Annotated in this window: 9 protein-coding genes; 3 read left to right on the top strand and 6 right to left on the bottom strand. The window is 34.9% G+C overall.

Annotated features, from left to right (window positions below):
* The first annotated feature begins 20 nt into the window (after positions 1-20).
* Positions 21-1,676, top strand: coding sequence for a M28 family metallopeptidase (locus tag WC622_RS09980; protein ID WP_372819546.1), 1,656 nt, complete (start codon positions 21-23; stop codon positions 1,674-1,676).
* Between the two features lie 68 nt (positions 1,677-1,744).
* Here the strand turns inward: WC622_RS09980 and WC622_RS09975 are convergent, their stop codons facing one another.
* From WC622_RS09975 to WC622_RS09965, 3 genes are all read right to left on the bottom strand, one after another.
* The gene (locus WC622_RS09975; RefSeq protein WP_372819545.1) at positions 1,745-2,362 is read right to left on the bottom strand and encodes an outer membrane beta-barrel protein; all 618 of its coding nucleotides are present in this window, start codon (positions 2,360-2,362) and stop codon (positions 1,745-1,747) included.
* 311 nt (positions 2,363-2,673) lie between these two features.
* A complete protein-coding gene (gene clpB / locus WC622_RS09970) occupies positions 2,674-5,268 on the bottom strand; it encodes an ATP-dependent chaperone ClpB (protein WP_372819544.1) in 2,595 nt (864 codons plus the stop codon).
* 366 nt (positions 5,269-5,634) lie between these two features.
* Positions 5,635-8,301 (bottom strand): family 78 glycoside hydrolase catalytic domain, encoded by a 2,667-nt coding sequence (locus tag WC622_RS09965; protein WP_372819543.1) that lies wholly within the window; start codon positions 8,299-8,301, stop codon positions 5,635-5,637.
* 188 nt (positions 8,302-8,489) lie between these two features.
* Between WC622_RS09965 and WC622_RS09960 the strand changes: the two genes are divergently transcribed.
* Positions 8,490-11,198 (top strand): hypothetical protein, encoded by a 2,709-nt coding sequence (locus tag WC622_RS09960; protein WP_372819542.1) that lies wholly within the window; start codon positions 8,490-8,492, stop codon positions 11,196-11,198.
* 42 nt (positions 11,199-11,240) lie between these two features.
* On the opposite strand, the gene WC622_RS09955 is transcribed toward WC622_RS09960, so the two are convergent.
* Together WC622_RS09955 and pyrE are read right to left on the bottom strand one after the other, a co-directional pair.
* Positions 11,241-11,639: an SRPBCC family protein gene (locus tag WC622_RS09955; RefSeq protein ID WP_372819541.1), complete on the bottom strand. Its 399-nt coding sequence runs from the start codon at positions 11,637-11,639 to the stop codon at positions 11,241-11,243.
* A gap of 24 nt (positions 11,640-11,663) precedes the next feature.
* Positions 11,664-12,323: an orotate phosphoribosyltransferase gene (gene pyrE / locus WC622_RS09950; protein ID WP_372819540.1), complete on the bottom strand. Its 660-nt coding sequence runs from the start codon at positions 12,321-12,323 to the stop codon at positions 11,664-11,666.
* Here pyrE and WC622_RS09945 point away from each other — a divergent pair.
* Positions 12,322-12,933: an NUDIX hydrolase gene (locus WC622_RS09945; RefSeq protein ID WP_372819539.1), complete on the top strand. Its 612-nt coding sequence runs from the start codon at positions 12,322-12,324 to the stop codon at positions 12,931-12,933. The two genes, pyrE and WC622_RS09945, sit on opposite strands and share 2 nt — an antisense overlap.
* A 116-nt stretch (positions 12,934-13,049) precedes the next feature.
* On the opposite strand, the gene coaD is transcribed toward WC622_RS09945, so the two are convergent.
* Positions 13,050-13,511, bottom strand: a complete 462-nt coding sequence (gene coaD / locus WC622_RS09940) for a pantetheine-phosphate adenylyltransferase (protein ID WP_372819538.1) — start codon at positions 13,509-13,511, stop codon at positions 13,050-13,052.
* Positions 13,512-13,526 lie beyond the last annotated feature (15 nt).

Genomic DNA, 13,526 nt, shown 5'->3' with positions numbered 1-13,526 from the left:
TAAAAATATTAACTTTAACTATGAAAAAACAACTATTAATATTGGCTTTTGGTGCATTGGGCTTTGCATCTTGTCAAACAAAACAAAATGGTGCAGATTCTCAACCCGATTCGGTTGCCTTAAAAGCAATAAATGATACTGCTTTTTCAAAACACATTGCTGTTTTGGCTTCCGATGATTTTGAAGGTAGAAAACCATTTACCGAAGGTGAAACTAAAACTATCAATTACCTAAAAGGTGAATTTGAAAAATTAGGTCTAAAACCAGCCAATGGCGATAGTTATTTTCAAGATGTGCCAATGGTAGATATTAAGTCCACACCAACAGATTTAACGATAAAAGCTGCTAACGGAAGTTCAACTTCGCTCAAATATTTAGATGATTTTGTAGGCGCAACTCGTCATGTAACCAATCAGGTTAAAGTAGAAAACTCGGATCTCGTTTTTGCAGGTTATGGAATTGTTGCCCCAGAATACAAATGGAACGACTACGAAAGTTTAGATGTAAAAGGTAAAACCGTTGTTGTGATGGTAAACGATCCTGGCTTTTTAGATTCAACTCTGTTTAAAGGCAAAACCATGACCTATTACGGTCGTTGGACGTACAAGTTCGAAGAAGCCGCTCGTCAGGGTGCAACAGGTGTAATTATTATTCACGAAGATAAAGCAGCAAGTTATCCTTGGGCGGTGGTGAGAAGTGGTTGGTCTAAATCTAAGTTATATTTGGCAGCAGCCGATGACAATAAATCAAGAGCTTTACTAGAAGGATGGATTACCCAAGATGTAGCCAAAGCAATATTTAAAATGGCAGGTAAATCAACTGATTTAATGGTACAAGCCGGTAAAAAAGGATTTAAACCAGTTGATTTAGGATTGAAAGTATCAACTACCATAAATAATACCATCAAAAAATCTGTATCCCACAATGTGGCAGCAATTTTACCTGGAACTAAAAGAGCAGATGAATATATCATTTACTCAGGTCACTGGGATCATTTAGGTAAAGGTGAAGCCATTAATGGAGATTCAATTTACAATGGAGCGGTAGATAATGCAACTGGAACTGCTGCTTTATTAGTATTGGCCGATGCGTTTAAAAAAGCTAAAAAGCAACCAGAACGTTCTATTCTGTTTTTGGCTGTAACTGCTGAAGAACAAGGTTTATTAGGCTCTGAATATTATGGGGCACACCCATTGGTTCCTGTAAATAAAACAGTGGCCAACATTAATATCGATGCAATGTCGGCAAGCGGAAAAACAAAGGACATTATTGCGGTTGGTTTAGGGCAATCTGAATTGGAAGATTATTTAGTAGAAGCCGCTAAAAAACAAGGTAGGGTTGTAGTTAAAGATAGTAATCCATCAGCTGGTTATTACTTCAGATCAGATCACTTCAACTTTGCAAAAGTGGGTATTCCGGCTTTATATACCGAAACTGGTGATGATAATATCGCTAAAGGTTTAGCTTGGGGCAAAGCGCAAAAAGAAGATTATACTACAAATCGTTATCACGCACCAGCAGATAATTTTGAACCAGCCAAATGGGATTTCTCAGGAATGGTAGAAGACTTAAGATTATTATTTGATGTAGGTTATCGCTTAAGCAACGAAACTACTTTCCCAGGTTGGAAAGATGGCAGTGAGTTTAAAGCGATTAGGGAAAATAGTATGAAGTAGATTCATATGCTAAAGAAGCCGCTGATTTGCAGATTGAATGCATTCAGCGGCTTTTTTATTATTAAAGTTTAAAATAAGATATAGATCTTAAAGCCAAGGTTATTAATAAACCCATCACTACTTAAATTAAAAGTAGTGCGTTTATAATCATAAATTGTATTAGTAGTATTTTCCTTTTGCTCTGTATTAGTGTAACTAGCATTTGCTGATAACAAAGTGGTTTCAAAAGCAAATCTTTTTGATAAAAACCAAGTTATACCTCCAAATGCGCCTACGCTATAGGTATTACTTGTGTATGTTGTCCCTTGATTTGGATCAGTAGTTTCTTGTGTTCCATAGTTATAACCACCTTTTCCACCTGCATAAGCATATAAAGTTTTTACAAGAGGGAAATACCTTTGATAGGTTAAATTAATTCCATAATTCTTTATATCACTATTGTAGGTAGCGTTTAGGTAGTTAGATTTTGAGTAATTTAAATCAAATCCAATTTTTGTATTATCCTTAATAAAATTACCATAACCTATAGAATAAGAATTCGTTTTTGATTCTGTCTCTATAACACCATTTTTCAACTTTTCAGTATTAACGTTTACTCCAAAGCCTAAAGTGTTAGTTCCTCTTGTTTGTGCGTTAGCAGCGAACGCAACGACGCATAATACGCCCATCATTAGTTTAGTTTTCATTTGTGTGTTGTTTTTATGTGTATATCAATGATATAAATAAAAACTCAAAAAATAACTATTATTTTAGTTGCTTTGAGAATAAATAAAACAAAGCATTGATAATCAATGTAAAAAAAAACTATTCCATAATAATTTCCTTTTCTAAAGAAGGTTAGGGATGATCGTAAAGTATCAATCGCTATATAACTTACTTGATGGTTAATTTCAATGTACTAAAGCCTAATTCGCCTTCAGTAGCATATCAAGTCTTAAACACAACAAAAAAAGCCACTGATTATTTAAAATCAGCGGCTTTTTATAGTACCTTACTATTACTTCTCGTTCAAAAACACAAATTGATGATCGAACATATCTAACTTTATCTTACTATCCTTATCCACCGTTCCAGCTAAAATAGATTTTGATAATTCATTTAAAATCCTTTTCTGTATCACACGTTTCAAAGGTCTAGCACCAAACTGCGGATCATAACCTAATTCAGCTAACCAATCCAAAGCTTCAGGAGTTGCAGTAATCGCAATACCCATTTCTGCTAACGTTTCTTGAACCTGTTTAAATTGTAAATCAACAATGTTTCTAATTTCACTTCTTTGTAATGGAGTGAACATAATCAACTCGTCAATTCTATTTAAAAACTCAGGGCGAATGGTTTGTTTCAATAATTCAAACAATTCGTTCTTGGTTTTAGCAATTACTTCATCACGATTTTCATCATCCAGTTTTTTAAAGTTGTCCTGAATTAAGTGAGAACCAATGTTAGAAGTCATAATAATAATCGTGTTCTTAAAGTTCACTACACGACCTTTATTGTCCGTTAAACGACCATCATCCAATACTTGCAATAAGATATTAAACACATCTGGATGCGCTTTCTCAATCTCATCTAACAACACCACCGAATATGGTTTTCTACGAACAGCTTCCGTCAATTGTCCACCTTCATCATAACCCACATATCCTGGAGGCGCACCAATTAGCCTAGAAACAGCATGCCTTTCTTGATACTCACTCATATCAATTCTGGTCATCGCGTTTTCATCATTGAATAAAAACTCCGCCAATGCTTTGGCTAATTCTGTTTTACCAACCCCAGTTGTACCTAAGAAAATGAACGAACCAATCGGTTTGCGTTTATCTTGCAAACCTGCTCTCGATCTACGTATAGCATCAGAGATTGCTTCAATCGCCTCATCTTGTCCAGCTACACGTTTATGCAATTCATCTTCTAAATGCAATAACTTCTCACGCTCACTAGCCACTAACTTAAGTACCGGAATACCGGTCCAACGAGCAACTACACCCGCAATATCATCAGCAGTCACCTCTTCTTTCAGCATTCTGCTATCGCTTTGCTGACTTTCTAAATCAACTTTCAGTTTCTCAACCTTATCTTGTGCTTCTTTAATCTTCCCGTAACGGATTTCGGCAACTTTACCGTAATCTCCCGCACGTTCTGCCTGGTCTGCCTCTAATTTATAGTGCTCAATTTGCTCTAACTGATTATTTACCGCATCAACCAAGTCTTTTTCACCTTGCCATTTTGCTTTTAATTCATCACGCTCTGCAGATAAATTGGCAATCTCTTCAGAAAGTTCTTTTACTTTTTTATCGTCTTTTTCACGTTTAATGGCTTCACGTTCAATTTCCAAACGCATAATTTCTCTATCCAGCGCATCCACATTTTCAGGAACACTATCCATCTCCATGCGTAATTTCGATGCCGCTTCATCCATTAAATCAATTGCTTTATCGGGTAAAAAACGATCTGCAATATAACGTTGAGACATTTCTACAGCGGCAATAATCGCTTCGTCTTTAATTCTCACTTTGTGGTGAGTTTCGTAACGCTCTTTTAAACCACGCAAAATAGAAATCGCATCTTGTGTATCAGGTTCATCAACCATTACCTTCTGAAAACGACGTTCCAACGCTTTATCTTTCTCTAAATATTTCTGATATTCATCTAAAGTAGTTGCACCAATGGCACGTAATTCGCCTCTGGCCAAAGCTGGTTTTAAAATATTAGCCGCATCCATTGCACCTTCACCACCACCAGCACCAACCAAGGTGTGTATCTCATCAATAAATAAAATGATATCCCCATCGCTTTGTGTAACCTCTTTAACCACGGCTTTTAAGCGTTCTTCAAACTCACCTTTATACTTTGCACCAGCAATTAGAGCACCCATATCTAACGAGAAAACTGTTTTAGTTTTCAAGTTTTCTGGTACATCACCTTTTATAATTCTAAAGGCAATACCTTCGGCAATGGCTGTTTTACCCACACCTGGTTCACCAATTAATATCGGATTGTTTTTCGTTCTACGAGATAAAATCTGAATCACACGACGAATCTCTTCATCACGACCAATCACAGGATCTAACTTTCCGCTTTCGGCATATTCATTTAAATTTCGTGCATATTTATTTAGTGCTTGGTACGTTGCTTCAGCATTTTGATCGGTGACATGATTATCACCACGTAAAGCAACTATTGCTTTTTTAAGGTCTTTTTCATTAACTCCTTGTTCTTTTAAGAGTTTAGAAGTCGCATCATTCACCGCCAATAGGCCTAACAATACATGCTCTACCGATACAAAATCATCCTTAAATTCTTTTAAATACGATTGCGCTTTTTGCAATGCACTGTTTGCGCTAGATGATAAGTATGCCTCACCGCCTGTAACTTTTGGCAGTTTTTCAATCGCTTCTGTTAAGTTTTGATTAACAGCATTTAGGTTAACATTTAGTTTCTTCAGCACATAAGAAACCACATTTTCATCAACAGTAAGCAAACCTTTTAACAGGTGTGCAGTTTCAATAGCCTGTTGCTGATTGCCCTGTGCTATTTCAGAAGCCTTTTGAATTGCTTCTTGAGCTTTTATAGTAAAATTGTTGAAGTTCATATTATCGTTTTATTCAAAACAAATGCCATAGTAATTTTGCTTCACCAATCGGAAATTTTGTCTGTATGTTTTAGTTTTGAACGACTAATTGTCTGTAAATAAGTAATTTATACTGAAGTTTTGTCTGTAAACACTTGAAAATCAGATCTTGTAATTCTTCGGACAAATCAGTCCCGCTGTCTGCTTTACTTCGTGCTCGCTACCATCGGGTTTAAATGGCAATAATTGTTGTTCTTGGGGTGCTGCTAAATCTCAAAAGCCATTGGCATCTTTTTCGTCATTCTCAACTCGATTGGGAATCCTAATGCGATAGTAGTTTTTTACGCATTACGATTCCCGTTTTCACGGGAATGACGAAAGAGAAATCTATTTCAATTCAATAACATATGTTCCAGCCTGCAAATTAAAAGTCTCCCCCTGGATAACTTTTCCATCTAAGTAAGTTCTCTTACCTCTTATACTTGCTAATTTCACCGTTGCACTTGAATTGGCTGGGATCGTCACCTGATACTTAATTCCGTTTGCAGTTCTTTTCCACGAAGAAATTAGTTGACCATAAGGCCCATCATGCGTAGCTTCAAAAGAATTTAAACCTTCCACAAAATACGGTTGTAGAATTACATTCTTAAATCCAGGTTGGTTTTCATCTGGCTTAATGCCACCAGGTGCTTTATACAACCAAGCGCCAATTTCTCCAAACATAATGTGGTTCATAGAAATATCTGACTTAGCATCAATAGGCCAGTTTTCATATAAAGTTGTTGCACCATTGGCAATCCACCAACCCCAACTTGGAAAAGTTTTTTGGGCAGCAACTTTATAAGCCACATCCGAATAACCATTTTCACTCAAGGCATTTAAAATGGCTTTTGTCCCTAATAATCCAACATCTAAATGGAAACCATCAGCTTCAACACGTTTAGCTAAATTTTCGGCTACTTTGGCTTTCATTTCATCCGGTACAATACCCCAAAATAAAGGCACACTTAATTCTGTTTGTAAGCCAGTATTATAAATGCCTGTACTTTTGTTTAAGTATTTGGCATTAAAAGCGTTTTTGATTTTTAAAGCTAAAGCTGTATACTTTTTAAAGTCATCGCCTTTACCTAAAATTTTAGCTGTTTTAGCTAAAATCACCACATCAGCATAATAATAGCAGGTAGAAGTTAACTCAACAGGAGAAACAGATTTCACCGGAACCCAATCGCCTAAACCCCAACTCGTTAAGCCAGTAGGATAGGTTTCATCAATGTGGTTAATGTATTTACGAATGTTCTCATAGTTGTCTTTTAAAATTTTTGTATCGCCATAAAAACGGTAAATATTCCAGGGGATAATGGCAATTGTGCTTGTCCAATCTGGCCCATTTCCCCATTCATACCCCCAACCATCGGTAGGGATAATGGAAGGTAAAACTCCATTTGGTTGCTGTTCATCTCTATGATCGGCTAACCATTTTTCGTAAATAGTAATGCCATCAAAACCATATAATCCAGTTTCTATGGCAATTGCAGCATCACCTGTCCACCCATTTTTTTCTCGTTGCGGACAATCAGTTGGGTAGCCAAAAAGATTGGATAAATAAGAGTTATTGGTAGCGTAATAGATTTTATCAATCAATGGGTCTGATGCTTTAATACTTCCAGCCACAGGAACATCACTGTGCATAAAATACCCAACCAAATCTTCCTTTTTTAATTCAATTGGCTTACTTAAACTGACTTCAACATATTGAAAACCTTTATAATTAAAATGAGGCATAAAACTTTCTTCGCCTTTGCCGCTTAAAATTAAAATGTCAGTTTGAAAAGGATCTTTATCATCAGTTGGACGATAATGCACATCAATATTAGATAGGTCTGCTCTGCCATTTGCATACAAACGTTCGGTGTGTTTTAATCTAACCACAGTTCCCGCTGGACCATTTAATTTGATTTTACTCACACCGGAAATGTTTCTACCTAAATCGAATAGGTAAGTGGTATCATTAAATTTTCGAATACTTTTAGCGGTAATTTCTTCTACATTTCTAATTGGGTGTAAAGCCTGCGCTACCAGATTACCAGAAGGTGCAGAGCGATTAATTACTCTTTTCCAATTGGTATCGTCAAAATTAATAGTATTCCAGTCTTTGAGTTCTAATCTTGCATCGTAATGCTCGGCTGTGTAAATGCTGTTAAAAATTATCGGACTTAATGCTGTCTTCCAATCCTTTCCAGATGTAATGGTTTGTGTAGTTCCATCTGTGTAAGTAATTTTCAAATCCAAACAAAACGTTGGCCTGTTGCGCCATGGAGCCTTATCAAAATCCCAAACGGCAGTAGATTGATGATTGTACCAACCATTACCTAGTAATACGCCAATAGCATTTTTACCCTCTTTTAATTGATGGGTGACATCGTAAGTAACATATAAAGTTCTTCTGTCGTAACGTGTATACATGGGGTCCATTCGATGATTTCCCACTTTTTCGCCATTTAAAGAAAGCTCATATAACCCACCAGCGGCAATATAAGCACGAGCAGATTTTATCTTTTTTGTAGCTTCAAAAGTTTTACGGAAATAGGGAGCAGGCTTAAGTTTAGGGTTTTCATTATCAGCAATCCATGAGCCTTGCCAATTATTTCCATTCATCATGCCCATTTCAAAACTGGCTATTTTGGTAAGTGTTGCTTTAGCTTGATTAATAACATCTACACGCCAAAAATATTTGCTAAAAGGTTTTAGCGACTGACCAGTATAAATTTTTAAGGAAGCGCTTGTTTGTAACCACCCTGTATTCCATTGGTTAGCTTTTCCCTGCAACAAGGCAACAGAATCCGTACTAACCATAATTCGATAAGCAGTTTGTTTTGCTCCTTTTCTAGTATCTACCATTTGCCAAGTAAAACGAGGATTTGGATTATCTAACCCAATCGGATTAATTAAATACTCGGTTTTTAAATTAGTGATGGATTGAGCAAAACTAGTAGAGAAAGCAAATGAGCAGAGCAAAAGAATTATTCTACTTAGTAATTTGGAAGATGAAATCATTTTCGAAATATTTGATTAACTAAGGTATTAAAAATGAGTTAAACAATAAGCAAAGGCACGTTGAAATACGGTTTAATAAATGGTGTATTGCTTATATCTTTTTTATTATTATTGGTTTTTTAATTGCTTATCATTTTGGTTTGCAATAACTTAAGATTTTTGCTATATTGTTATAAATCTCAATTTATATGAAAAATTATCGCCTTCTCCTAATTTTTATTTGTTTTTTAGCGGTTATTTCTTCTTTTGCTTTTTATAATGCCGATAGTAGGCTAACTACTTTAATTGATAAGCTGGATAGATATACAAATGAAAATCCGCAAGAAAAGATCCATGTACATTTTGACAAACCTTATTACAGCATTGGCGACGATATTTGGCTTAAGGCTTACGTAGTTAATGCAGAGGAAAACAAACTCTCACTTTTAAGCAAGGTGTTGTATGTTGATTTGATTGATGAACGTGATTCGATAAGAACTTTCTTGTTGCCTATTGAGAACGGACTCGCGAATGGAAATATTTCTCTGATAGATTCCTTGTTTGCACCAGGTACATACGAAGTAAAGGCATATACAAAATGGATGAAAAATTTTAATCGTGATTATTTTTTTACTACTTCCATTACCATTGGAGATGCACTAAATGGAACTTTGGATGCAAACGCCAGTTTCAAACTACAACCAACTGAAAAAAACATATTGTTAATCGTTTCAATTTCCTATAAAACACTAGAGGGTAAACCAGAAGTTTTAAAAGATGTAACCTATAGTATTAACTACCAGAATAAAACTTTGACTGATGGTAAAGCTAAAACTGATGAAAATGGAAATGTTAAAGTTGTTTATTCACTTAAAAAGGAATATGATCCTAAAGACGTAAACATAAGCACAATATTAGCTATGAATGAAACTATGCATATACCTAGAAACTTTAAGGTAGAAAGCCATGAGGATAATATAGACCTAAAGTTCTTCCCAGAGGGAGGGGATTTAGTTGCTGGCTTACGTTCTAAAGTTGCCTTTAAGGCAATTGGTAATGATGGTTTGGGTATTGATTTGAAAGGTTACCTAGAGGATCAAAATAAAAATAAAGTAGCAGAGTTTAATTCAGAGCATAATGGCATGGGATTGTTTGCATTAATGCCTAATAAGGAAAATATTTATACTGCAGTTATCAGTTTGAAAAATGGTTTGGTAAAGCGTTTTGTACTTCCCAAAGCTGTAGATCATGGGTATGTGATGAGCCTTAATCATTTGGACGAAGAAAATTTATTACTAAAAATAGAATCTGCAGGTCAAGGAATAGGTAAAGAATTGATACTGGTTGCCCAAACCAATGGCATAGTTGATTATTCGGCAATTATCAAGATGGATAAAGCTTCCATTACCTCAAAATTATCGAAAAAACTATTTTCTGAAGGCATAGTACAAATTACCTTATTCTCATCAGATGTTAAGCCAATTGCTGAGAGATTAGTGTTTATACAACCAAAATATAAGTTAGCCAACGTTAATATTGATACTAAAGAATCTTATAAAAGAAGAGAAAAAGTAAATATGTCAATCAAAATCTCTGATAAAACTGATAAAGGTCAGGTAGGGAGTTTTTCGGTTGGCGTAATCAATAACGATAAGGTGATGGCCAATGAAGATGATGTGCAGACAATCTTTTCAAATTTACTGCTTACTTCAGACTTGAGAGGGTATGTAGAAAAGCCTAATTATTATTTTACAAACTTCAACCTACAAAAGGTGCGTCACTTAGATCTTTTGATGTTAACCCAGGGATGGCGAAGGTTTAATTGGGCAGATGTGCAGAGCGAAAAGAAGAACGACTTCAAATACAATTCTGACAAAGGTTTATCTATAAGTGGAACAATTACCAATCTCAGCAATAAACCGATTCCATTTGGAAAGGTTAATCTATTTGTTCCTTCAATGATTACCTTAATTGATACGATAGCAGATGCAAATGGACATTTTGTTTTTGATGAATTGAATTTTACAGACAGTACCACTTTTATTGTAAGAGCTAAAAATACAAAGGATAGAAACAATGTAAAGATCACAATAGATAAAAGTGAACCGACATTATTTAAAAATTATTCGTTTAAAAAATTACCTACAAGTAGCTCATTTGTACAATACTTATATCATACCGAAAAGATGTATAACGAAATGAACAAGTTTGGGTTGGTAAACAAGGGAACCATGCTTAAGGAAGTTGTAATTAAAGGACGAAAACAACCAGTAATAGCTAGGTCTGCTATTCCAGCTTTTTTTGAAGCTGATTATACCATAACGCCAGAAAACTTGCAAAGTGCAGGAAATATTGCAAGTTTGCTCAATAAATTTAATGGTGTATTAATTAGGAATAATAGCATTTATGGGATGCGTAAAGGAAAGATGGGAAAAATGCTAGTATTGTTAGATGGTATGCCAATTTCTGATTTAGGCTCCGTAAATCCGATGGCATTATCAGGAGTGCAGATTATAAAAGGTAGTGGCTCTTCTGATGCCCTAGGTATAAGGCATTTTTCCAATTTTGATGAGCGTGATGGCAATGCTGAATTTGGAATTGTTTACCTTACACTTGAAACTAAAAGAACCAAATATAATACGAAACAGGAGCTAGGAATGGCTAGGGTAAAGCCAGTAGGTTATGCTGTTACAAAAGAATTTTATTCACCGGCATACGATGTGGTTAACAAGAATGATAAAATGGCAGATTTAAGATCAACTATTTATTGGAACCCAAATTTAATTACTGATGAAGGTGGTAATGTTAATTTGAGCTTTTTTACTGCTGATGAGCCAGGGAAATATTTAGTTACTTTAGAAGGTGTCACAATTAACGGGCTACTTACCAGAAAAACACACGAATTTGTAGTAAAATAAAAAAGCACTTCTTTATTGAAGTGCTTTCTTAAGTTTTTTTGGTTACCCTAAAATTTCTTTTAATTTTTTTGTTTGATGATCAGCCAATTTTTGAAGCGGGCCAGCAGCTAACATTTTCATCATCATATTTAAATCTGCAGAAATGATGTGTTTTGCAGTCGTACCGCCATTATCGTTAGGGATAACAGTCCATTTTAATTCCACATCAAAAGGAGGTTTTTCCATCGGAACAGCAGTAATCTCACTATTTGGTACACGATTAGCAATTTTAATAGCCAATTTTGCCATATTCTGAATGGTAAAACTCGCTTCATCTGCTGTAGAAGACCAGTTATAAATATTCTCAGGCATTAATTGCTGATGGTTATTCAAATCTTCCAAAAAATTATAAACCTTATCAATTGGTAAATTTATCTCAACAGCACTTTCTATAATGGTCATACAAACGTATTTTATAAATTAAAATTAAGAATTAACAATGGCATCTTTTCCCCATTCTGAAGGAGTTTCACGCCATTTATTTAATAAATCTATATCATTTTGTGCTATAAAACTATGTTCTGCAGCATATTTAATTAATGTAGAATAATTAGATAACGTAGAATAACGACATTTAGCATTTGCAAAATTTTCATCTGCTTGATCAAATCCATACGTGAAGATTGCAACTAAACCTGCAACAGATAAACCAGCAGCACGCAAAGCATCTACAGCTTGTAAACTGCTTTTGCCTGTAGAAATCAAATCTTCAATAACCACTACACGTTGACCTTCTATAATTTCGCCCTCAATTAAGCTTCCAGTGCCATGTTCTTTTGCTTTAGATCTCACATAAATAAATGGTAAACCTAATTCTTGTGCAACTAAAACACCTTGTGGAATACCTGCAGTAGCTACTCCCGCAATTACATCAACAGCACCATATTCTTCTTGAATGAGTTGCGCTAATTTTTGACGAATGTATGTTCTAACAGATGGATGCGATAAAGTAATACGGTTATCGCAATAAATAGGGGACTTCCAACCAGATGCCCACGTAAATGGATTACTAGGTTGTAATTTAATTGCTTTTATTTGTAATAAAAATTCAGCTACCTTTAATTCTATATCACTTTTATTATACATGGCTCAAAAATACAGAATTTATATTAACGATAATACTTTGTTTATAGGTGTTACAGTACCCAAGCAATTAGAGAAAATTCAACAGCTTGACACAGAGGATTTTGATTTTATAACATTTTATAGAAATTTAAAAAAAAGTAAACAAAAGCATTATATGCTGATTACAAAAACGCCTAAAGAGTTGCTAAAATCTATCAAAAAAAAGCTGACATTAATTAAAGCAGCGGGTGGTTTAGTAGAAAATGCCAAGGGCGAATTTTTATTTATTTTTAGAAATAAGAAATGGGATTTGCCAAAAGGAAAGGTAGAAAGGGGTGAAAAAATAAAAGTTACTGCAGTTCGAGAAGTTGAAGAGGAGTGTGGTGTGAAAATCGAAAAACGTGAAGAACGTTTATGCAAAACTTACCATGTATATGAATTAGGAGGAAAGGTAATTTTAAAGCGAACAAATTGGTACAAAATGTTTGTAAAAGGAGTGCCGAAATTAATTCCCCAAAAAGAAGAGGGAATTACAACCGCATCTTGGGTTGCTCCATTAGGCGTTAAAGCGAAAATAAAAAATACCTATCCGTTAATATTGGATGTATTGAAAGCGGAGAGTTTGATTTAAATTTCTTTGTCGATCTTTTACTTTGTCAATCTTTTACAGATTGACAAAGTTTAATATAATATGATTCTTCAAACTTTTACAATCCTTTTTGGATTGTAAAAGTAGGAGTTCAATTCCTACAAAAACTCAATCACTTCTTTAGGCACAAACGGGCTAACATCGCCCCTGTTTCTTAAAATATCACGAACAATTGTTGAGCTGATTGCTGAATATTCAGGTTTGCTTAATAATAGAATGGTTTCTACTTCAGGCATCATCGTCTGATTGATTTGAGCAATTGCTCTTTCGTATTCAAAATCTGAAGCAGAACGAATACCTCTAACCATGTATTTTGCATTAATCTTCCTGCAGAAATCAACGGTTAAACCTTCATACAATTGAACATCTACATTTGGATTGTTTACAAAAATGGTGCGTACCATTTCTTCTCTTTTTTCGGCAGAAAGGAAATTTTGCTTCGAACTATTTAAACCAATACCAACAATAATGCGATCAAATAAAGGCAAAGCTCGTTTCAAAATATCTACGTGAGCAATGGTAATCGGATCAAATGAGCCTGGAAATAAAGCAATTTTCATTTTTTTCATTTTTTC

The sequence above is a fragment of the Pedobacter sp. genome (genome assembly GCF_041662865.1).
GTDB lineage: Bacteria > Bacteroidota > Bacteroidia > Sphingobacteriales > Sphingobacteriaceae > Pedobacter.
Note: the sequence above shows the minus strand (reverse complement) of the source record. Positions and strands in the feature narration are given on the sequence as shown.